Origin of the sequence: Photorhabdus temperata (assembly GCF_025384845.1) — a bacterium.
GTDB classification, from domain to species: Bacteria; Pseudomonadota; Gammaproteobacteria; order Enterobacterales; family Enterobacteriaceae; genus Photorhabdus; species Photorhabdus temperata.
The window spans coordinates 18,702-42,649 of the sequence record NZ_JAJAFX010000038.1; the positions used below are offsets into that span (position 1 = coordinate 18,702).

The 23,948-nt window shown below is 38.5% G+C and carries 19 protein-coding genes; 15 read left to right on the forward strand and 4 right to left on the reverse strand.

The window, feature by feature from the left end; all coding sequences use genetic code 11:
- Positions 1–31 precede the first annotated feature (31 nt).
- Positions 32–934, reverse strand: coding sequence for a DNA-3-methyladenine glycosylase family protein (locus LGZ99_RS15215; protein WP_036839649.1), 903 nt, complete (start codon positions 932–934; stop codon positions 32–34).
- Between the two features lie 178 nt (positions 935–1,112).
- On the opposite strand from LGZ99_RS15215, the gene LGZ99_RS15220 reads away from it, so the two are divergent.
- From LGZ99_RS15220 to LGZ99_RS15275, 12 genes are all read left to right on the forward strand, one after another.
- Positions 1,113–2,045: an alpha/beta hydrolase family protein gene (locus LGZ99_RS15220; protein ID WP_036839646.1), complete on the forward strand. Its 933-nt coding sequence runs from the start codon at positions 1,113–1,115 to the stop codon at positions 2,043–2,045.
- 840 nt (positions 2,046–2,885) lie between these two features.
- Positions 2,886–3,188 (forward strand): hypothetical protein, encoded by a 303-nt coding sequence (locus tag LGZ99_RS15225; RefSeq protein WP_051769531.1) that lies wholly within the window; start codon positions 2,886–2,888, stop codon positions 3,186–3,188.
- Positions 3,189–4,175: 987 nt separating this feature from the next.
- The gene (locus LGZ99_RS15230; protein ID WP_036839641.1) at positions 4,176–4,469 is read left to right on the forward strand and encodes a hypothetical protein; all 294 of its coding nucleotides are present in this window, start codon (positions 4,176–4,178) and stop codon (positions 4,467–4,469) included.
- Positions 4,470–5,062: 593 nt separating this feature from the next.
- Positions 5,063–6,163, forward strand: a complete 1,101-nt coding sequence (locus LGZ99_RS15235) for an amidinotransferase (RefSeq protein ID WP_051769530.1) — start codon at positions 5,063–5,065, stop codon at positions 6,161–6,163.
- A gap of 10 nt (positions 6,164–6,173) precedes the next feature.
- On the forward strand, positions 6,174–7,130 hold the full coding sequence (locus LGZ99_RS15240; RefSeq protein ID WP_036839639.1) for a fatty acid desaturase family protein: 957 nt from the start codon (positions 6,174–6,176) through the stop codon (positions 7,128–7,130).
- A gap of 61 nt (positions 7,131–7,191) precedes the next feature.
- Positions 7,192–8,058, forward strand: a complete 867-nt coding sequence (locus LGZ99_RS15245) for a 2OG-Fe(II)-dependent halogenase WelO5 family protein (protein ID WP_200875292.1) — start codon at positions 7,192–7,194, stop codon at positions 8,056–8,058.
- Positions 8,059–8,390: 332 nt separating this feature from the next.
- Entirely contained in the window at positions 8,391–9,272 is an 882-nt protein-coding gene (locus LGZ99_RS15250) for a DMT family transporter (RefSeq protein ID WP_036839636.1), read from the forward strand.
- Between the two features lie 257 nt (positions 9,273–9,529).
- Positions 9,530–11,125, forward strand: coding sequence for a serine hydrolase domain-containing protein (locus tag LGZ99_RS15255; protein WP_051769527.1), 1,596 nt, complete (start codon positions 9,530–9,532; stop codon positions 11,123–11,125).
- Positions 11,126–11,252: 127 nt separating this feature from the next.
- Positions 11,253–12,845 (forward strand): serine hydrolase domain-containing protein, encoded by a 1,593-nt coding sequence (locus LGZ99_RS15260; protein WP_036839633.1) that lies wholly within the window; start codon positions 11,253–11,255, stop codon positions 12,843–12,845.
- Between the two features lie 125 nt (positions 12,846–12,970).
- On the forward strand, positions 12,971–14,566 hold the full coding sequence (locus LGZ99_RS15265) for a serine hydrolase domain-containing protein (RefSeq protein WP_036839631.1): 1,596 nt from the start codon (positions 12,971–12,973) through the stop codon (positions 14,564–14,566).
- Between the two features lie 522 nt (positions 14,567–15,088).
- Entirely contained in the window at positions 15,089–16,588 is a 1,500-nt protein-coding gene (locus LGZ99_RS15270; RefSeq protein ID WP_036839629.1) for an anti-phage dCTP deaminase, read from the forward strand.
- Positions 16,585–16,764 (forward strand): hypothetical protein, encoded by a 180-nt coding sequence (locus tag LGZ99_RS15275; protein WP_023045347.1) that lies wholly within the window; start codon positions 16,585–16,587, stop codon positions 16,762–16,764. Before LGZ99_RS15270 ends, LGZ99_RS15275 begins: the two co-directional genes overlap by 4 nt.
- Positions 16,765–17,134: 370 nt before the next feature.
- Here LGZ99_RS15275 and uxuA read toward each other — a convergent pair whose 3' ends face one another.
- The 3 genes from uxuA to LGZ99_RS15290 all read right to left on the reverse strand — a co-directional run bounded on the left by uxuA (position 17,135) and on the right by LGZ99_RS15290 (position 20,269).
- Positions 17,135–18,322: a mannonate dehydratase gene (gene uxuA, locus LGZ99_RS15280; protein ID WP_021323392.1), complete on the reverse strand. Its 1,188-nt coding sequence runs from the start codon at positions 18,320–18,322 to the stop codon at positions 17,135–17,137.
- A gap of 88 nt (positions 18,323–18,410) precedes the next feature.
- Positions 18,411–19,169: an FCD domain-containing protein gene (locus tag LGZ99_RS15285; protein ID WP_036839627.1), complete on the reverse strand. Its 759-nt coding sequence runs from the start codon at positions 19,167–19,169 to the stop codon at positions 18,411–18,413.
- 119 nt (positions 19,170–19,288) lie between these two features.
- Positions 19,289–20,269: a TRAP transporter substrate-binding protein gene (locus tag LGZ99_RS15290; protein ID WP_036839625.1), complete on the reverse strand. Its 981-nt coding sequence runs from the start codon at positions 20,267–20,269 to the stop codon at positions 19,289–19,291.
- A gap of 311 nt (positions 20,270–20,580) precedes the next feature.
- Here LGZ99_RS15290 and LGZ99_RS15295 point away from each other — a divergent pair, with 311 nt between their 5' ends.
- From LGZ99_RS15295 to LGZ99_RS15305, 3 genes are read left to right on the forward strand one after another with little or no spacing between them, the layout of a single operon-like run.
- Complete coding sequence (locus LGZ99_RS15295) at positions 20,581–21,087, forward strand: TRAP transporter small permease (protein WP_036839623.1); 507 nt, start codon at positions 20,581–20,583, stop codon at positions 21,085–21,087.
- Positions 21,088–21,119: 32 nt separating this feature from the next.
- Complete coding sequence (locus tag LGZ99_RS15300) at positions 21,120–22,421, forward strand: TRAP transporter large permease (RefSeq protein WP_036839621.1); 1,302 nt, start codon at positions 21,120–21,122, stop codon at positions 22,419–22,421.
- A gap of 38 nt (positions 22,422–22,459) precedes the next feature.
- A complete protein-coding gene (locus LGZ99_RS15305) occupies positions 22,460–23,917 on the forward strand; it encodes a fructuronate reductase (protein ID WP_036839619.1) in 1,458 nt (485 codons plus the stop codon).
- Positions 23,918–23,948 lie beyond the last annotated feature (31 nt).

Below are 23,948 nucleotides of genomic sequence, written 5' to 3' on the forward strand. Positions count from 1 at the left end.
ACACCTGCCAAGTAAAAACTGACAACCAACATCAATACCCCGCACTTGACTCTTGTCGCCATAAATGTGCGGCTAACAGGGCTTTCCAGGGAGCGAAATTTGCCAGCCATTTTTCTGCTTGTTCCGCAGAAACTTTCTCATTTTGGTTGATTAGCCTCTGGATATTACGTCTTACTGCGACATCACCATGTAATGAACCGTTCAGGTAATTAAATCCCCGTAACCGGGCATAATTAATGGTCCATATGCCAATGCCTTTTATCGCTAGCAGATTGTGTGTTAATTGTTGAATATTCTGTTCACTATCAGAGATTTCTAATGTTAATTCGCCAGATTCAATTAATTGGCTTAAAAGAAGTAGCGCTTTGGCTTTGCTGACAGAAAATCCACATTGGCGCAATTCATCTTCTGAACGGTTGATTATTTGTCTGGGGGTTGGGAAGCACCAGAGCCCGGAAGAATGTTGAACCCCTATTGCCTGAATAAATCGCCTGCGAATAGATATAGCAGCACTGACGCTGATCTGCTGACCAATAATAGCCCAGCTTAATGCTTCAAATGGTGTTGCTGACTGATAAATTCTTAAACCTGATTGTCTGGAAATCAGTGAACCAATAATCGGATGTTCTTTATATAAAAGCTCAAATAGATGAACAGGTTGTAAAAGCCCTAACATATGAGAGGCTAAAGCCGGCAGGCGATCGTCCATATCTGTTATTGTGTTACCATCAATATTGAGTTGTATCTGTGCGATTGCCGAATCAATAGCTATGATTAATTCAGCCGGTTTTCCATCCCAACTGATCCCTTTTCTGACTTGATTCTGTTCGACAATTTCAGCGATATTTTGTTTATCCCTTTGATGAAAGGCGAAAAAATCGTGGGTATGGTAATTATCGGGTAATGTGATTTTTGTTGATAAAGTGGTTTTCATTTTAAAAATCTCAAATGTTACAGCGATTGTTTTTTCTCATATGCCAGTAGTGTAGTAATTATAGTTAGGAATTAAGGTAAGAAAACGCTGAACCTTGCTTTCAAATTCTAAAAATTTTTCTGACGGGAACAATATTGCCAGTTTGTGGTCTTTAATATGTCAGCTAAAGGAGGTATTAATGAAAGCATATGGTTTTAATTTACAACAGCAAATTCTGGCGTCTGTGCTGGTTTTTTTATGTTGTATAAGCTCTGTTTACTCAGATACGCATAAACAGTTTTTCCGGCATGATGGTAGTGAAATAACTTACTATCTCAAGCAAAGAGGTGGAAAGAACTTATTGGTATTGATACAAGGTTCTGATTGTAATAGTATCGCTAATAATAAATTTGTGAATGAGACATTCAGTGATATTTATCCGGATGCTGATGTTTTGACTGTAGAGAAATATGGTATTAATGCCTCTCTCCCTTGGTCTGATGCGGTGGAACGTTCGGATTGTCCTAAGGCTTATATAAGATCAGATACGTCAGAACAGCGGGTTAAGGATTATATTCAGATTATTGGTTATCTGAAAAATCAAAATAAATATAATAAAATCATTACGTTAGGTGGAAGTGAGGGCGCTGTAGTCGCCAATTTAATTACATCGCAAGTGAATTATATTGATAGAACGATTGCACTGAATGGTGGTGGCCAGTATTTCGCTGATGATGTTATTCATAGTATGAGGAGTGAGGTCCCACCAGAACATATTAATGAGGCTATTAAAGGATTTAGAGAGTTCCAGAAAGAAATACGTACCGGTAATCATGCTGGTGAGCTGGAAATGAGTAATCATGGCGTTAATTGGTGGAAAGTCTCGCTTGGTATTAATCAATATAAAGTGTTAAGTCAGACGAAAAGACCGATTTTGATTATTCAAACATTGAATGATAACTCCGTCAATGTGAGTGCAGCTATGGAAATGGAAGAGCAATTAAAGAAAGATAATATTACCTTCTATCAATACCCGGGACTAAGCCATGGGTTTAAAGACAGAGAGGATGTTTTGCAAGTTACGCCTATTGTTGAAGACATCAAAGATTGGTTATCCAGGGCTTCTGGATAAGTGTTTGTGATTTAAAGGGGGTGAGTCAGGTCTCCATGTTAGGGAAGCCAGACTGAGTTCAGTAATAAAGCGTGGTATAATTAATATTGATGCCACGTTTTAATAGTATTATCTTGGGATTGTCTTCGTTGTTAATTCCATATTTATTTTGAGTCAAAAAAATTATCTTACGATAGATAATTGTGTTTAATGAGAAAATTAAAATAGATATAAATAACAAAACAATAACTAATAGGCTGCAATTAATTTAATAATATAACAATTGCATAATCTTTATTTTATCTTCTTGTTATAATAACAGAATGAGACGTAATATATAATATTGCCAATAAAAGATCACATGATTAATTAGCCTCTTGTAATTTCTATAAAATATAATGCTGAATGTTATAAGCTATTTGTTGTTTTTGATATGAATTCATGGTTTTTGCCTTTTATATAGTAGAGGTAAATAGCCGTGTTATTTCTCATTATTATTGATGTATTTCATTATGTTCGGTAGAAAAAATCACTTAAATATTAAATTTATTTCATGGTGAAATATCTTTTTATTTGTTGTTTGGTAATAAAATATTGATTTTAAATAATTAAATTTATTTTTTTATTTTATTGACAATACATTAATGGCATCTATAGTTATATGTATTAGATAAAGCGTTAATATGGCATCAAAAATGCTGTGTATATTATCTAAATGCTGGATAAATTCCTGATTGGCACTTATTTTCTAGTGAAAATGGTCACAATCTTATGTTGCAAAAATGAATAGCTTATTGTCTGTATCCTGAAGCCATATAAGTTATTTATCAATTAGTTACATTAAATCTCGGAGTTTATATCATGATTAAGAAAGATATTTTGTTACATGAAGAGCTGCTTGTAGATGATGAACTGAAAGTGGGTAAAGTAGAGAAGGTCTTGATTGATATTCTGTCACCCGGTTCAGTTATCGTTAGTCTGAATATTTTAGGTGTGGTTGAAGATTTTCATCTATTACTAGTTGATGGTGAAAAAGATAAAGAGAAGATTATGCTGCTCTATCTGTCTCTTTTACGTGTTCTTCATGAAAAATTAGATGTAAAAGTAAAAATCGCAAAAAGTAAGCTTGCTAAGCTAAAATATATAGTAGGTGTAGAGATTTAATAAGTATTTATTAAATCTCTGAATGAGTGCGTGGAATCACAGACTCTGTAGAATAATTTAATTTGGTTTGAAAGATATAATCAGATAGAGCTGGTTTTATTCAAATCATAAATATATTTTCTACTAAATGCACTTAGTCAAAGGCAGAATGGTAATATTATTGTTCTGCCTTTTTCTATTTTAATGAATTGTTATAGCATTAAAGAAATAATATCTTACAAATAAACGCAATTTATTTTTCTGTGGTAATAATAATATAGAGAGAAACTAAACTATCTCTATTTTACATACTATTATACCCAATAGATTTCAAGTTGCAGCGCGGCGGCAAGTGAACGCAGCCAACAAAGCAGCAACTTGAAAGATGAAGGGTATAGTTTAATCTAAACGTAGAGAGTCATAATTAATATTACCTGAAGAGCGGCATATAGTTATACGATCAATACATCGATTATAATTTCTATGATTTATTTTTTAACTCTGTGATTGTACCAATAATTTTACCTTTTTAAGGAGGGTAATAAATATCCATATTATTATCATTTATATATGTAACTGTTATATGTGGAAGAAGTTAATGATACATTAAGGTTTTAAATAAGATTCCAAAATAGCGCTACATCTTATACTACTCATAATTTTATATATAACAATGGGTTGAAGAAGGCCATGTGTAGCAAAATTATGAAATGCTATTTAATATGAAAGATCTGCATTTCTATTTTTTGTGACAAGGTAGACGTATTTTTAAATTAAGCTATCACCTTTATTTGACAACGTATGAATGGCATCTATAGTTATATGTGTTAGATAAAGTATTAATGTAGTATTAAAAATGCTAACTACTATATCTGATGTGTGGATGATCTATTAATGCATACTGATTTTATAGTAGAAGTGTCCTCTATCTTATATTCCACAAGTAAACAGTTTGTTGTTCTGTATCTTGGGTAATATAAATTTATTTATTACATTATGGAGTTTGAAATGAGCGATATAATTCTAGAGAAGAGTAAAGTAGTATCGGTCGAATTTGATGATGAAAAATCGCCAAGAGTTATTGCATCTGTATTAACAGGGGATGTCAATAAAAAGTATGGTATACATTGGGAAGACAATAGCGATGATAAAGCCACGGCTCATTCGCTAGTAGTTTATGGCATATTGTTAGCGGCTATGTCTAATGATAAGTTTCGTATATCAGGAACACTTGTAGACCCTAAGTATGGCTCTACTGTTTCAGGACTTTCCGGTCTGATAAAAACTTTAAAAATAGAATAAAATTAATAAGTAATAATTAACTAAAAGCAGGCCAATAATATTATTGGCCTGCCTTCCTCTATTGGAATTAATTATTGTAAAAATAAAACAACAATATCTCATAAATAAATTCAACTTTATTTACCCATGGTAATATTTTATAAGTAAATAATAATATGACAAACAATAACATGTGCTCTATTTCACAGTGCTTAAATCTAATGCCTTTACAAATTTAAATGTCTATATATTATTATTGGCAGGTAAATTTATAGCGTCATTTTAGGTTTATAAAAGCACGGTAGAATTATAATGTTGTTATCGTATATTATTACAGTGATTTAATATTTTATGATGAAAAAATAAAATTTTTAACTGTGTATTACCGTTTTTAATGAAAGAATTATAATTCAGTTCCGGGCTTATTAAACCTGAAAGAGTCATAGTTATTTAATTTTTCAGACTGTAGGGATGCGTAGAGCCATCATATTAGTCATTACTTCATATTTAAACTGAATTCTTTCTAAGAAGTCACCATTGATGGCGATAGGGTCGCAATTAATACAGTTGTTACAGTTTTAAGGCGACATAGTATTAAAATATCAGGAGACGACATGCTCGATTCAAATTTAATAGATCGTGATAGTAAAATTTCTTCCCCAGTTAATTCTTTTAACGAATGGGATCCTCTTGAAGAGGTGATCGTCGGTGTTGTTGATGGCGCCAGATTCCCTTCCTGGCATATGTCTCTGGAGCCTGTACTACCAGAAAATCAAGTTGCTACTTTTCAACGCCATGCTGGCCGGTCATTTCCACAAGAGCAAATTGAAGCGGCTTCCAGGGAATTAGAAGAGTTTGTTCATATTCTTGAAAGCGAAGGGGTAACAGTACGTCGGCCAGAACCTCAGGATCAATCTCTGGTATTTGGTGCGCCAGGCTGGAGCAGCACCGGGCTATATTGTGCAATGCCCCGTGATGTGTTGTTAGTGATTGGTGATGATATTATTGAATGCCCGCTGGCGTGGCGCTCCCGCTATTTTGAAACGGCGGCATATAAGACTCTACTTAAAGATTATTTTAAACAGGGCGCGAAATGGAGCTCTGGGCCAAAGCCACAATTGATCGATGAACAATATAATTTCGAATGGGATCAACCTAATGGCAAGGATCGTGTTCCTCTTGCGGTGACCGAGTTTGAACCTACATTTGATGCTGCGGATTTTATCCGGTGTGGGCGCGATATCATTGCGCAAAAAAGCCATGTCACGAATGAATTTGGTATCGAGTGGCTTCGTCGTCATTTAGGTGATGATTATCGTATTCATGTTTTTGAATTTAATGATGATAGTCCTATGCACATTGATGCCACATTTGTTCCTATGGCGCCAGGGAAACTATTAATTAACCCGAAAAAGGTGTTAAAAGTTCCTGAGCTGTTTAAAGGATGGGATGTGCTGTATGCGCCTGAACCGGTTATTCCTGACAACCATCCTCTGTATATGACCAGTAAATGGATCAACATGAATATTCTGATGTTGGATGAGAAGCGGGTGATTGTTGAAAAGCAGGATGAACCCATGATCGCGGCGATGAAACGTTGGGGCTTTACTCCGATTCCATGTAATTTCAGGAACTTTAACTCCTTCGGCGGTTCCTTCCATTGTGCAACAGTGGATGTAAGGCGGCGCGGAAGTTTACAGTCTTATCTTGGCTAGGAGAGTAATGATGGCTATCTGGAAATATTCCGCTTGGGATGCAGTTATGTTTATATTAAGCATTTTGCATACGGTAGCCACGGTTACACTGGTCATGTATTGGGATCATTTCACTATTATGGGGTGGTTGGTCAACATTGTGCTTCTTACATTGATGACAACTTACAACATAATAGTGATATCACATTTTTTCACCCATACTCCCTGGTTCGTTTCTCGTGTAATGAATATGTTTGTGTCGATACTGAATTCAATGAATATTGGGCAGTCTGTACAGTCTTATCACCTGTCCCATGTTCGTAATCACCACAAATATAATAACGATCGGGGAGTCGGTGAAGGCGGACCTTTGGATACCTCTTCTACCTTTATGAATGGAAAAGAAATTGGGGAGCATACGACTCTTTGGAACTATTCTATCCTTGGCGCAGCATCTACCTTTTATAATAGTTTTGTTCGTATGTGCTGGTCTCTATTTATCTGGCACAAACCACTTAGTAAAGCTGATAAAGGGTATGAAAAACTTCTTTCTAATGCCAGAACCAATAGAATTAAAGAGTTATGGCAATTGAGGTTAGACAGATTGTTCCAGGCGGCGTGGATTATTATCTTATTCACTCTGTCTTGGAAATGGGCTTTATTTTGTTATTTACCTTCTCTCTATTTTGCCTTTGTTTTGGTTAATATTCAAAACTACTACGAACATTATGGTGCACAGCCGGAGAACAGATTTGCAAACTCAGTGAGCTATTATGGACGTATCTATAATTTATTCATGTTTAATGATGGCTATCATCAAGAACATCATATCTCAGGTGGCACCCACTGGAAGCGGTTACCTGATTTACGCAGGAAATATTCAACCCAGCTCGCTGCGCAGAAGAGGGTTATTAGTCCGGTACCTGCAATATTAGGTTTTTTACATAGGCGTAGATCTCTGCTGCACAGATCTATAAAGCAAAAATAATCCCAGTTAATCACGACAGGTTTGATAGATAGCACGACGAATTTACTATTGGGGGTCTGTTATGATGCAAGAAAGATCCGGTATTAGAGGAACAAAGCTGGCAGAATCAGAATTTATTGTATACGAAACGTCGAACGATATATCAACGGATGCGGTTTCTGACCTTTTGGATGGTCACCTTGCGGCTTGTCGAATTCGTCATTTTCTTCCACCAGAACAGAGAAAGAAAATAGTTGAGAATTTTTGGCGTTCTCCAGATCGCATCCCCCGTTACGGCGAGGGTATTGATGGTGTTGAGGGGTATTTTATTGGGGCATCTCATATTGAAAAAGATACCCGTCAATATATAGAAGAAGCCGAGAATTTTCGTTCGGCAATTAATGAGATGTTTCAGGACACAATCAATCCAATGGATCATTTCATTAAGCAAATAACTCATTTTAGCGGTAATAGCTCGCAGGTAATTCGTCCTGCCATGTATCATGGTGTTGCTGCGGGAAATGTAAAACTGGTGTATTGGAATAACTTTGGTGAATTCCTTTTATTACCTCATGATGATCTTGCACCGTTGAGTGATCCACGCCAGAGTGATTTTGAGATCAAACAAGTTAATTGTGTCATGGCGGTAAATTTTTACGCTGACGTTCCCCAAAATGGGGGACAATTAAAAGTATGGAATATTCAGCCTGATGAACAATCACGTAGTGCCCTTGGTTTAACTTACAGCGGTTATCCATATCCATCTGAATTATTGGAAGATCATGCAAGTATGGTGATTAATATTGATGCGGGGGATTTGGTATTGCTGAATGGGAATTTAGTCCATGCGGTACTGAATGGTAATGCTATCTTTTCACCGGAACGGCGTTTACTTGTGACCTGTTTTATGGGATTACAGCAAAATGGTGATCTTATTTGGTGGACATAGGTGTGTTCATGACGTTAAAAATTTTTCACAGCTATTTGACCATAGTGGAATATTCGTCTACATTTAGAAATGACTAATGTAAGTGTTAGAAGATGAAGACTATGCTATTACCCGCATGCACACAGATTTCACCTGTCAGGTTAGTATTAGCCGAAGCATATGTGTGCATGCGTTTTGCTTTCATTTCTCCTCCTGCTTCTCCACCTCCTCCGTTATTATCCATAACTGTGTAATATGCCCGTCTTTGAGAGAGGGTTTACATTCAAGTGTTGCCAGATTTGGCTGGCTGCGTTGTTTTGGGTACGTTAAATGTAAGATAGGTGTAAATTCCTATGATTTCTAAAGCTCAATGGATCTCTTATAGCTCGACTTTGCTTTTTGTCTTATTGTGGAGTAGTGGTGCGATTTTTTCTCGATGGGGACTTGATCACAGTACCGCATTTGCCATTCTCACGATGCGTTTTGCTATTGCGCTTATTTTTTTGGTATTTTTGGGATTATTATTTAGGCGTAATAGCCATTATCTGCCGGTACACGGCACACGCAAACAGATAGCCAGTACCGGTGTTTTATTAATTGGCGGCTATTCTATTTGTTATTTTTTTGCTTTGGATAACGGGATCACGCCTGGGGTTTTGGCGACAGTGATGGGAATTCAACCGATTATCACACTGCTGGTGATCGAACGCCGTTTTTCGGTTGTGCGTTTATCGGGTTTATTATTAGCGTTATTGGGCTTGATATTGGTGGTGTATCAAAGCCTGGTGTTGTCCCGGTTTTCCTTTGCGGGTATTGCTTTTGCTTTAGCAGCATTGGCTTGTATGAGTTCTGGCGCAATTTTACAGAAACGAATTCATCAAGCTCCTTCTGTGGTTTTACCTCTACAATATAGTGTTAGCTTACTGCTTTGCTTGCTGTTTGTTCCTTTCCAGCCTTTTGAATTTCAACTGGTGCCTGGTTTTATTATTTCATTATTATGGCTTGGGTTAGTTATTTCAGTTGTCGCTCAACTATTACTTTACCGGCTTATTCAGAGTGGTAATTTGGTGAATGTAACCAGTCTGTTTTATCTCGTTCCTGGTGTTACCGCCGTAATGGATTATTTATTTTTGGGAAATTCATTACCAGCGTTAAGTTTATTGGGCATGGTCGCTATCTTGTCAGGACTTATATTGGTCTTTCGTACAAAGAAAATACCTCTTTCCACTGAATAAAGCGGTGTTGCCGGGTGGTAATTAGCCCGGTAACAGCCATATTCTTTATTTCATTATCAGTTCTAAAATAATTCCCGCCATGAATTCATTGATCTGGATGAGCGTCCTCAGTCACTTTATATTGCTCCTTATATATTAAATGATGATCATTGTCGCTTGGATATTGCCTATTTCCGTCTTACAGTACTGACCGCATCCGTAATCTAACAGACTGCCTATATATGCTCTATTTTTATAACTTTAAGACAAAGGAATTAATGATGAAACCGGATATATCTACAGATAATATTAAATTGTTTATCGATGAAATAAATAAATTAGTTGATATTGAAAATAAGAAAAAGGGTGGTGCCCTCGCGGTTGCTGTCACCCACGGAAATGAAACAATTTATCAGCGCTATATTGGGCAAGCTAGCCTTCAACATGCAGTCGCTGCTCATTCTGGAACTAAATTCTATTTGGCAAGTGCTTCAAAACAATTTACGGCTTTTTGCATTGTTTTGTTGGAAAAAGAGGGAAAGCTCTGTGTCAATGATAAGGTTAGACAATATTTGGATTATTTACCCACAGATTTCTCTGACATTACCATTGCACATCTTATCCACCATATCAGTGGGTTACGGGATGAGCTTTTGCTTTATAATCTGGCGGGTAAAAATACAAACTTTGACCACCGGAATATTGATTTAGCAAGAAAGCTAATTCAACGGCAGCAAGTGCTTAACTTTACTCCGGGGGAATACCATCTGTATTGCAACACTGGCTATAATCTGCTGGGGGAAATAGTCAAGGTGGTTTCAGGTAAATCACTGAGAGAATATGCTGAAGAAAATGTTTTTGCCCCATTAAAGATGAAAGATACCCGTATCTGTGATGATGCCTCCGAGATTATCGTTGATCGGGCGATGGGTTATGCTTATAAAGAGGAGTCGAACCAATGGATAAGAGATGACCTCAACGATTCGGTGGCCGGTGCAGGAGCAGTTTATTCTACAGTGAATGATTTATGTCGCTGGATTAGAGCGTTTTATTCGCCATCTATTGTTCAGGATCTACTGCCTCAAATATCCCGTACGCCACATTTAGCCAATGGCAATATTAGCAATTATGCCTACGGTCTTATTATTGACCAACGTGAAGGACAAAAAATAATACAACATAGTGGTAACTACGTTGGTTTCAGAATTAATATTTACATGTTGCCTGATATTAAATTGGGTATTGCTACTACTACTGCAATGGGTATTGATGTTGTTAAACTGGTTGCTCAATGTCTTGATGTATTGTTTAATCCTGGCGGTACTAAACCAGAAAAGCAGCCTTGTCGGACCAGTAATGTCGATATTACCGGTATTTTTAGAGGGGTGAAACCCTATCCTTATATTATTACCAAAGAAGATTCATATTTATTGGATGATTTATTGAAAAAAAGTAACCCGATTATCTTTAACCATGATGGTACATTCCAAGGGGAGGGAGGAACAGACCGATTCCGACCTATCATTAAAAATGATCGTGTGATAGCACTGGAACAGACTGATGAAGATAGAAATACTTTTTATTTAGATAAGAAGATTGATGAAGGTGGTATCGATATTCAGAGGTTATTAGGGAGCTATTATAGTCACGAAACAGAGGCGATTCTTACTATCGCAGCTTCTGGCGATGGAATATATATTGATGGAATTATCTATCCTGGGGGAAAGGAAGTCTTACGGCGGATTTACGGGAATAGTTATTTTTCTCCTCGCACTGAATTCATTATTGATTTTGAATTAGACTCTAACACAAATAAACCTCACCTTTTTATTAGTAATTCACGTTGCTGGAAGATAGAGTTTGTCCCGATTTAATTGGTGTTGTTACAAATAAAATAGCAACTGAGAATGGTGTTTTTATGGCAGGATAGTGTCGATATATTATCTACCAGACTGCATTTATATACCTTGTTTGTATAACCTTAAAATAAGGAAATTAATAATGGAATCGAATATATCTACAAATAATATTAACTTGCTTCTTAAGAAAATAAACGAACTGGTTGATATTGAAAATAAGAAAAAGGGTGGGGCCCTTGCTGTTGCTGTTACCCATGGAAATAAAACCATTTATGAACGCTATATTGGCAAAGCCAGCATTGAATATTCTGTTGCTGTACATCCCAGAACGAAATTCTATTTGGCGAGTACTTCAAAACAATTCACGGCTTTTTGTATTGCCTTGTTGGAAAAAGAAGGAAAGCTCTGTGTCAATGATAAAGTAGGACAATATTTAGATTATTTCCCTGCTGGTTTCGCTGATATTACCATTGCGCATCTTATTCATCATACCAGCGGGTTACGGGATGAGTTTTTGCTTTATAGTTTGGCGGGTAAAAATACAGATTTTGATCATCGCCGTATTGAGTTGGTGAGGAAACTAGCTCAACGGCAACAAGCGCTTAATTTTACTCCCGGGGAATATTTTCTGTATAGTAACACGGGCTATAATTTGCTGGCGGAAATAGTCCAAGTGGTTTCAGGTAAATCGCTGAGAGAATATGCAGAAGAAAAAGTTTTCACCCCATTACAGATGAAAGATACCTTTTTCTATGATGATGTTACCGGGATTATCGTTGATCGGGCAATGGGCTACGCTTATGACGAGAATTTGAACCAGTGGAAAAGAGATGATCTTAATGATGCAGTGGTAGGGGGTTCAGGGCTTCATTCTACGGTGAATGATTTATGTCGCTGGATGAGAGCGTTTTATTCTCCATCCATTGTTCAGGATCTATTACCTCAGTTATCCCGTATGCCAGATTTAACCAGTGGCAATAGTAATAATTATGCTTACGGTTTTATTATTGACCAACGTGAAGGGCAAAAGATAATACGACACGGTGGTAGTTATAGTGGTTTCAAATCAGAAGTTGGTATTTTGCCTGACGCTAAATTAGGTATTGTTGTGACCTCTGCAACGCATACTAATGCCTTTCAATTTATACAACAGTGTATTGATGTATTGTTTAATTTTGACGATACTAAACCAGAAAAACAGCCTTGCCGGACCAGTAATATTGATATTACTGGTATATTCAGAGGAATAGAACCTTACCCTTATATTATTACCAAAGAAGATTGCTATTTATTAGGTAATTTATTCGAAAAAGGTAATCCGATTATCTTTAACGCTGATGGTACATTCCAAGAAGAGGGAGGGAAAATCCGGTTTAGGCCTATTATTGAAAATGACAGTGTTACTGCGTTGGAACAGATTAATGAAGATGGCAGTGTTTTTTATTTAGATAAGATGATTGATGATGGTGGTGTCGATATTCAGCTACTGTTAGGGCGTTATTATAATCACGAAACAGAAGCGATTCTTACTGTCATGGCTTCTGGTAATGAATTTTATATTGATGCGATCATTTCTCCTAAAAGTAAAGAGGTCTTACGTCGGGTTTACGGCAATAGTTATTTTTCTCCTAGCACCGAGCTTATTATTGATTTTGAGTTGGAGCCTGAAACGAATAAACCTCGTCTTTTTCTCAACGATAGCCGTTGCTGGAAGGTAGAATTCGTCGCAGTTTAATTTGTATGGCTGAAAATAGCGTTTATCTGGCAGGATAGTGTGGATTCTATTGCGATTATAAAGATATTGTCTACCAAAATACCTGTATGTACCTGTTTATATAATCTGAAATAGGGGAATTAATAATGGAATTAGATATATCTGAAAGTAATATTAAGTTGTTTATCAGGAAAATAAATAATTTAATTGACATTGAAAATAAAAAGAATGGTGGTGCCCTCGCTGTTGCTGTCACTCACGGCAATAAAACCATTTATGAACGTTATATCGGGAAAGCCAGCATTGAACACGCGGTCGCGGTACATCCCGGAACTAAATTCTATTTGGCGAGTGTTTCAAAACAATTCACCGCTTTTTGTATTGCTTTGTTGGAGAAAGAAGGAAAGATTTCTGTTAATGATAAGGTTGGGAAATATGTGGATTATTTCCCTGCCGATTTCTCTGATATTACCATTGCACATTTTATTCATCATACCAGTGGATTACGGGATAAATATGTCCCTTATGGCTTGGCAGGTAAAAACGCAGACTTTGATCACCGAAGTATGGAGTTATTGAGAAAACTGATTCAACGGCAACGAGCCCTTAACTTTACTCCGGGGGAATACCATCTGTATAGCAACACGGGCTATAATTTGCTGGCAGAGATAATTAAAGTGGTTTCAGGTAAGTCATTGAGAGAGTACGCGAAAGAAAATATTTTTATCCCATTAAAGATGAATAATACGTCTTTTTATGATGATGTCACCGAGATTATCACTGACCGGGCGATAGGCTATTCTTATAACGAGGGGACGAATCGCTGGAAAAGAGATGACCATAACGATTCAACGGTCGGTAGTGCTGGCCTGCGTTCTACGGTAAATGATTTGTGTCGTTGGATAAAAGCATTTTATTCGCCATCTATTGTACAGGATTTGTTGCCTTATTTATTCCGCACGCCAGATTTAACCAATGGTAATCGTAATAATTATGCTTACGGTTTTTTTATCGGCCAACGTGAAGGGCAAAAGATAATACGACACGGCGGCTCTTATGGTGGCTTTAAATCCTATCTTTGCATCTTTCCTGATGTCAAATTAGGTATTGTCATTACCGCTGCGACAAATATTGATGTTACTCAATTGATTGAGCAGGGTTTTGATGTATTGTTCAATTCTAATATGACGGAACCAGAAAAACAGCCTTGTTATACCGGTGATATTGATATCACCGGTATGTTTAAAGGGGTAGATCCCTATCCCTATATTATTACCAGGGAGGATTGCTATTTATTAGGTAATTTATTCGAAAAGGGTAATCCGATTATTTTCAACTTTGATGGCACATTCCAAGAGAAGAGGGGAGAATTTCGGTTCAGACCCATCATTGAAAATAATGATGTTATCGCATTGGAGCAGATTGACGAGAATGGCAATGTTTTTTATTTGAAAAAGATGATCGGTAAAGGTGATATTGATATTCAGCGATTGTCAGGACGCTATTATAGTCACGAAACAGAAGCAATGCTTACTATTGAAGCCTCCGGTAATAAGCTTTATATTGATGCAGTTGTATTGTCTGGAAAAAAAGAAGTCTTACGGTGGGTTTACGGGAATAGTTATTTTTCCCAGGCTACAGAGCTGATTATTGATTTTGAATTGGACTCTGATACGAATGAACCTCATCTTTATGTCAATGATTCACGTTGTTGGAAGATAGGGTTTGTCCGGGTTAAGTAATGGATATTTTTGTAAATAAAAAATAGGAGTTAAGTAAAACGTTTCTCTGGCAGAACTGTAGTATTTATGTTCTGCCTTTTTTACATGGCTACGATATTTTTGATTGGATAGAAGATATGTTTTGGTCAGATGTATTTATAAATAGATTCAGTAATATGGTGTTGTAATTGAATGATTGGAAAAACACTTTTGTGAATTGTACTTAGAAAACCGAATTATTAACGCGGAAGGAGTGGCGGATGAACAAGTGAGGAACAGAGTTTAATCTTGATCACAATAAAATGAATATAAATTTATTATGGAGGATGAGTTATGTGATATTGATTCCTATTTATCCAACCTGATATTGAAAAAATATCTTAATCTGGGATATATAAGATATAGTGAAAATAGATTTTTATTTAGTCACGAAATTATATTTATTCTAATGTGAACATCCATTTTTTATAGATATAGTTACCTGTTAATTCATCATTATTTTTGATAAATAAAGTAAAGCAATAATAGGCAGAAATTTTTAATATGATTAATATCAATAAAATATATCCATCGGGAAATAATCAGATGCCTTGTGATTTTGATTCTGAGGTCGTTATTGGGTTGGTTGGTGCTGTAGGAACAGATCTGGAAATAATTAAAAATTCGATAACACAGAAGCTTAATGCGTTCAGATATGAAACACAGGAAGTAAGAATATCCTCTGAGATAATTTCAGTGTTAAGAGATGTTCCATCAACAATGGATAATTATGAAAAAATAAGTTGTTTAATGTCAGAGGGAAATTATTTAAGAGAGGCTAGTCAAGATAACTCTATATTGGCATTAGCGGCGGTGGCAGAAATAAATAAAAGAAGAGAAAAGATATATTCTCTACCAAGACCATCTGTCAGGAGTGCGTATATTATAAATTCTCTCAAACACCCGGATGAAGTAAATGCATTAAGGGATATTTATGCAAATGGATTTTTCCTGATAGGTGTATATACGAGTGAATCCCAAAGATTAAGAAACCTTACTGTCGACAAATATATTGATGAGGTGAAAGCCAGAGAGTTAATTAATCGTGATTCTAATGAGGGGAATAAGTGGGGGCAGCAGACCAGAGATACTTATGAGCTATCTGACTTCTTTATAAGTTATGATGGAAATAAAAATAAGACTGATAATAATATATGGAGAATATTAGATCTTATTTTTGGTAATCCATATGTTACACCAACTTTTGATGAATACGCTATGTTCATGGCTTTTTCTGCTTCGCTACGATCAGGAGATCTTTCCCGTCAGGTTGGTGCTGTATTAACAAAAGATAAAAATATCATCTCAACTGGAGCTAATGATGTACCACAATTTGGGGGAGGATTATATTGGCCTGATTATATAGGAGATATAATTGAAGATACCAAAAATAGTAGAGATTATAAAATAGGTGAAGATTCAAACGCTAAGGAGAAAAGATTAATTATTGAAGATATACTTAAAGATGTCGGAGATGAACAAAAAGAGGAATTCAAAAAACATCTTCTAAAAAGTAAGATAAAAGATATTACCGAATATGGAAGGGTTGTACATGCTGAAATGGAAGCAATTTTGACATGTGCAAGAAGTAATACTAATACTCATAATGGGATATTATATTGTACTACATTTCCTTGTCATAACTGCGCAAAGCATATTGTTGCCAGTGGTATAAGGAGAGTTGTATATATTGAACCTTATCCTAAAAGTAAGGCTTTTGATTTTCATCCTGATTCTATTGCGACTTCTGAAGAAGAGGTTTCTGATAATAAAGTGATTTTTGAGCCATTCGTGGGAGTTGGGCCTCGCTGTTTCTTTAACTTGTTCTCAATAAATCTAGGGATAGGATATAAAATAAAAAGAAAAGATAAGAATGGTAAGGTTGTTAAATGGCATAGAAAAGATGGAAGGCTTAGAATGAGGATGCTATCATTATCTTATATAGAAAAAGAGACCGAATCAGCAGCTAACGTGGATGATTTAATGAAGGAGTTAAAAAAATGACTAATAGAGAAGAGTTCTTTTCTTATTTAAGCGAAGCGAGTAAAATAGTTGAACAATGGCCAGAATGGAAGAAGGGTGGGTTGAGAACGACTCGTAACCAGCATATATCCCGTAAAGATCATACTGCATTAAAAACTAGAGGCTATGCGATTTTTGCTAAAAATAAATTGGTATAACTTGTTACTACTTATTGGAAAACAGAAAACTTGCTGAGAGTTTTTTGTTTTCTGCCGTTAGAAAAATAATTAAAATAGTAAAGTAAGATCTTATTTCAATAACCTGATAATAACCTTGATGTAAATAAATATAAAAAGTAACCCTTTTTAGGGTTACTAATAAATAGTGTTAATTACTCAAACTTATAGCCTATCTCAGTAGATATAATTTAGTGCAGGCCATTCTTATGGATAAATAGTGAACACAGATAGCGTACAAAATTCAAAACGTACATGCAGTAACAGTACATGAAGAATTTGGGCCCTGCTCAGTGATCGCTATTATTACTAAAGAATGGCAAATGAAATAACCTAATGGGATAGGCAGTTATTATTTTTTCTCAAAAAACGTCCGTTTTAAACCTAATTCCAGCCCGCGAAATTCTGCCAAACCTTTTAATCGGCCAATACAGGAATAACCGGGGTTCGTCTGTTTTTTCAGGTCATCAATCATTTGGTGGCCGTGATCAGGACGCATTGGGATTAAACGGTTATCACCGGCTGCTTTGCGGCGATATTCTTCACGCAGGATTTCCATAACCACACTATACATATCTACATCACCTGCTAGATGAGCGGCTTCATGAAAAGTTTTACTGTTTTCTTCCCGTTGGGTAGAACGAAGGTGAGTAAAATAGATCCGGTTGCCGTAGCGTTGAATCATCTCAATCAGATCATTATCACCACGAACGCCGTAGGAGCCGGTGCACATCGTGATACCGTTAGCCGGGCTTGGTTCAATGGTTGTCAGCCATTCAATATCTTCAATAGTGGAAATGATACGTGGTAAGCCCAGAATAGGGCGAGGTGGATCATCCGGGTGAATTGCCAGACGTAAACCCTGTTCTTCACACACAGGAACAATCTGGTGCAGGAAATAAGCCAGATGCTCACGCAGTTTATCGCGGCTAATATCTTTGTAGCGATCCAATTGCGCCTGAAACTCTTCCAGTGTGTAGCCCTCTTCGGCACCCGGTAGACCGGCAATGATATTAGCAGTGAGTTTATCAATATCAGCATCAGACATATTGTCGTAATAGATTTTTGCCTGCGCTTGTTCTTCAATGGTGTAATCGGCTTTTGCATCAGGGCGTTTGAGGATATGGATCTCAAATGCGGCAAAGGCAATTTGATCAAAACGCAGGGCTTTAGAGCCATTAGGGAGTAAATACTCAAGATCAGTACGTGTCCAGTCCAGCACCGGCATGAAGTTATAACAAATGGTGTCTATGCCGCATTCAGCCAGATTTTTCAGCGAAGTTTTGTAGTTATCAATCCATTGCTGGTAGTGACCTGTCTGAGTTTTAATTTCTTCATGAACAGGCACACTTTCAACAACTGACCAGATAAGCCCTTTATTTTCGATTAGGGCTTTATGAGCCAAGATTTCATCTTTGTGCCAAACTTGTCCGTTAGGAATATGGTGTAATGCGGTGACGATACCCGTTGCACCAGCCTGACAGATATCATCTAAGGAAACAGGATCATTTGGGCCGAACCAACGCCAGGTTTGTTCCATTGTTATTTACCTTTGCATAAATTCAGAATGAAAAACAGCCACCAGAATAACTGGATATAAAAACTTATTTGTAAATTATCTTGCTGAATTAATTACGCTTCTTTGCTATTTCAAAGGGATATGAGTTAAACAGATAACCATCGAAATAGGGATCATCAATATCAGACAATTCCAGCAAACGTAATTTCACATTCTCCAGGTGTTGCCACATTGCCTGTTTGGCTGCCGCCGGATCTTTCTTGATCATGGCGGCAAAAATGATCTGATGATCATGCAACCATTCTTTACGGTAATCTTTGTCGGTGATTCGGCTATGGAGTTTCAGCCACATGGGATTATTTTCCCGCCATGCCCAGGATTGTTTAAGCAGTTCAACTAACATGCTGTTATGTGTTGCTTCCGCAATTGCCAGATGGAATTCTCTGTCACCGGATTCATCTTCACCGGCAGCCAAATCTTCCGACTCTCTTTTCAATGCCCGGCGCATATTCGCAATGTCGTTGGGTGTGACTTGCATTGCGGCGAATTCAGCAATATTACTTTCCAGCAATTGGCGAGCCTGTAACAGTTCAAAAGGCCCTGCCGCGTTGACTGAGCATGAAGACGACGACAAGTGAGGGAGGTTGATAATATAAACCCCGGAACCTTTGCGAACTTCAATCAGGTTTTCCAGTTCGAGCATGATTAAGGCTTCACGGACAACGGTTCTAGAAACCCCTAATAAATCAGCAAGTTCTCGTTCTGGTGGTAAACGATCCCCGATACGATATTGCTGGTTGGCAATCATCTGCCTTAATGAAACGCCGACTTCTTGGTAAGGGCGTTTTGGCTCAAGTAAATGCTTCATTACATCACTACCATTATGATAATTATTATTGTATTGCATAGATCATAGTCAAAAACAGAAATTGGTCAACCAAAAACGCCGCTTAAGGGTGAAGGCCATTTGACCTTCACCGAGGATAATTATCTTACTGCGCGAATGCGTTCTACCATGCGGTAAAGCATCGGATCAGTTTTCTTGATATCGTCGTACATAGGCTTGACCGCTTCTTCAAATGATTTTTTATCAACATCAACAAACTTGACCCCAATTTTTTCTGCGTTCTGGCGCTCTTTCTCTTCTGACTTTTCCCATAATTTCGTCATATATTTGGAAGAGTTGGCTGCCGCATCCATGAGGATTTTTTGTTGTGCTGATGACAGTTTATTTAGTGATTTATTAGAAATCACCAGGACATCCGGCACCATAGTGTGTTTATCCAGTGAGAAATACCTTGCAACTTCACTGTGACGGCTCAGGTTGAAAGAGGGAATATTGTTCTCCGCGGCATCCACTACACCCTGTTGCAGGGCGGTATACAGTTCGCCGTAAGCTAGCGGTGTTGGGTTGCCGCCCAAGTTTTTCACCATTGAAATGGCGGTTGGACTAGGTTGTACACGGATTTTCATGCCTTTTAAATCCGCAGGAGTGCGAATCGGCTTTTTGGCGTAAAAGCTACGTGCACCGGCTTCATAATAGGTTATACCGACAAACCCGCTGTTTTTGCTGGAAGCGAGGATCTCTTTACCTATCTCTCCGTTTTTGATTTTTTCGTAGTGTGCTTTATCACGGAACAGATAAGGTAAATTAAAAGCGGAATAGGCAGGCGTAAACGCTTCCAATTCCGCTGCGTTAGATTTGACCAAATCCAGCGCCCCATTTTGCATCAGCTCCATCGATTCCCGCTGATTGCCCAATTGTGCATCCGGATAGATCCGAATACGAACATCACCATTTGTTTTTTGGCGAACTTCATTAGCAAACTGAGTCATTGCCTTGTGTACTGCGTGATCGCGGTTATGGTTATGACTGAGTTTTAATGTTGTCGCTGCCATGACTTGTGATGCTCCTAAGGCGAACATCGCGCCGATGACAGTACATAAAACACGCTTAGAATGGTTCATTGTTCGTTCTCCAATTGCTGTAAATAGGTTACGGGCACAACTGAACTGACGGCCAAACCATAAGCGCTACTTTGGCTTTCGTCAAAAAGTAAAAACCATTTGGTTGACCAAGATCCCAAAATAACCGGGTTTTTTGGTCAACCAATCAGTTTGTGATCCCGCTCACTGGATGTTTTTTTGACCTGGATCTTATAATCCCGGTGACGTAAGGTTCTCTTTACTTATTTTGGTCAGGCAGTTTCCTATTATCTGGTTGACCAAAGGAATCCGTTAAGGTCAATTCCGTTAAGATCAATAAAAGGATAAGTTCCATGAAAAGCTTGGTGGATTGCATCAATAAAGGTTTGGCATTTTTTACAATCTGCCTTTCCACTTTTTTGGTGTTTTGTGTTACATGGCAAGTCGTTTCCCGCTATGTGCTTGGTACACCGAGTACGGTAACGGATGAGTTCGCCCGTTATCTGTTTATGTGGGTCGCCATGATTGGCGCGGCATATACCACAGGCCAACACCGCCACTTAGCTATCGACCTGTTAGCGATGAAACTTAAGGGGGTAGGTAAAAATATTGTGGGTCTAGTTGTACAGACCGCGATTGCTCTGTTTGCTTCCGTGGTGCTGGTGTATGGCGGATCGGTGTTGGCTATCTCGACGCTTGAAACTGGGCAAATCACTCCCGCGTTGGGGCTACAGATGGGATATGTCTACTTATGTCTGCCAATCAGTGGTGTTCTGATAATCTTCTATGCACTGGTAGATAGCGTTGCTCTTATTCAGAATTTTTCAGGCAAAGATACCACCGTTTCAGAAAATTATTGAAATCACCAGACAAGACAGAAGGGGATGAGCTTATGGATTGGCAAGTTGTTTTAGCTTTGTTTGGTAGTTTCGCGGTATTACTGGCACTGGGTGTCCCGGTATCCTTTGCGATTAGTTTGTCATCATTACTGGCCATTATGATGACGCTACCAATGGAAGCGGCTATTACTGTTGTCGCTCAACGTATGGCTGCGGGTGTTGATAACTTCTCTTTACTGGCTATTCCGTTCTTTATTTTGGCGGGAAATATTATGAATCAGGGGGGAATTGCTACCCGGTTGATTAATCTGGCAAAAGTTATTGGTGGTCGCTTGCCCGGTTCACTGGTTCACGTCAATATTATGGCGAATATGTTTTTCGGTGCGATTTCGGGTTCTGCGGTGGCATCTGCTGCGGCAGTCGGCGGAACGATGGCGCCAATGCAGAAAAAAGAGGGTTATGAACCGGAGTATTCTGCCGCTGTCAACATTGCTTCCTGTCCTGCTGGTTTGTTGATCCCGCCCAGTAATACCTTGATTGTTTATTCACTGGTTTCTGGTGGTACATCCATTGCCGCCCTGTTTCTCGCTGGTTATATTCCTGGCATTCTGATGGGGGTATCTCTGATGATAGTGGCGGCAATTATTGCTAAACGCCGTGGCTATCCAGTCTCACCAAGGCCCACGTGGAACGAGTTTTTTATCACTTTGGTTCGCGCATTGCCTTCTCTGATGCTGATTGTGGTTATTATGGGCGGTATCATTGCCGGTATTTTTACCGCGACAGAAGCTTCCGCGATTGCAGTGTTGTACAGCTTTGTACTGGCAGTCCTGATTTATCGTGAAGTCAGTATCACCAAACTGCCAAAAATCATTTTGGATTCTGCTGTGACCACTTCCATTGTTCTGTTGCTGATTGGTGCATCAATGGGAATGTCTTGGGCAATGGCAAATGCTGATCTGCCCTATCTAATTGCTGATGCATTGATGGTAGTTTCAGAAAATCCGCTGGTTATTCTGCTGGTCATTAATATCATTCTGTTGCTGGTTGGAACCTTTATGGATATGACCCCGGCGATTCTGATCTTTACGCCGATTTTTCTGCCTGTGGCGCAGAATATGGGGGTTGATCCGGTACACTTCGGCATCATTATGACTTTCAATTTGGCTATTGGTATCTGTACGCCGCCGGTAGGGAGTGCGCTATTTGTTGGCTGTTCCATTGGTGAGGTCAGCATTAATCAGGTCTTGAAACCGCTGGTGCCAATGTACTGCGCTTTGATTATCGCCTTGATGCTGGTGACTTTTATGCCACAGCTGAGTCTGTGGTTGCCTAAGATGTTACTGAATTACTAATTATTCAGGTAATTTGCGTTTTAAAAAGGAATTGTTCCATGATTCGCAATATAGCCAATTGCAAAATCAACTCTGCTATTTCTTGCCCTTCCTATGATCGTAAAAGGTTGGTTGCCCGTATTGTTCATCTGGGGTGTGGCGCGTTTCATCGGGCACATCAGGCAGTTTTTACGCATCATATGCTGGAAAAAACAAACAGTGATTGGGGAATTTGTGAAGTCAGTTTATTCTCCGGCCATACGTTGATTCAGCAACTTAAAGATCAGGATTGCTTGTGTACCATTGCGGAAAAAGGGGCAAAAAAAACTGAGCTGAAAATTATTGGTTCTATGGTTGATGCTTTGCATCCTGAGTTTGTTGGTCAGCAAGGTATTCTGGAAACCATGGCACAGCCGCAGGTTGCGATTATCTCTCTGACAATCACTGAAAAAGGTTATTGTACCGATATAGCCAGCGGTAAGCTGGATGAAAATAATGCGTTGATTCAACAAGATTTAGCCAACCCAACCGCACCAACATCCGCTATTGGCTATATTGTTGAAGCGCTTCGCCTGCGTTATGAACGTGGTTTACCGCCGCTGACGGTGATGTCCTGCGACAATGTTAGAGAGAATGGCAATGTTGCCCGTGAAGCGGTGGTGGGTTTTGCCCGTTTGCGTGATGAAAAACTGGCACAGTGGATTGAATTGAATGTGACTTTCCCATGTACAATGGTTGACCGCATTGTTCCTGCCGCGACATCAGAATCGTTGGGGGAGATTGCCGAACAGTTAGGTGTATATGATCCCTGTGCAATCACCTGTGAACCTTTCCGTCAGTGGGTGATTGAAGATAATTTTGCCAATGGCCGCCCAAATTGGGATTTAGCAGGGGCTCAATTCGTTAAAGATGTTGTGCCTTTTGAAACCATGAAATTACGGATGCTGAACGGTAGTCACTCATTTTTGGCTTATCTGGGCTATTTGGGAGGGTATGCACATATTGCTGATACGATGGTTAATCCCGATTACCGGCAAGCCGTTTTGGATCTGATGTTGCAAGAACAAGCACCCACTCTGACGATGCCGATAGGAACAGATCTTTCCCAATATGCCCATTTGTTGATTGAGCGTTTCAGTAATCCCAGCCTTAAACACCAGACTTGGCAGATAGCAATGGATGGCAGCCAGAAATTACCACAGCGTATGTTGGACTCTGTGACTTATCACCTGACCAATGGCAGCGATTATCCTCACTTGGCTTTAGGTATCGCCGGTTGGATGCGTTATGTCAGCGGTAAAGATGAGCAAGACAAATGGATTGATGTGTGCGATCCACTGGTGGATCAATTTAAATCTATTTACCAGCAATATGGGTTATCTGCTGATGTGGTACCTGCATTGTTGGCTGTTTTTGGCAACCCATTGTCAGGCAATCCGCATTTTGTCCGGGCAGTGACTGAAGCTTACCAGCGATTACTAGATTGCGGCGCTCGTCAGGCGGCGGCAGTATTCTGAACGGGGGAACAGGAAAAAGGGGATCACTATA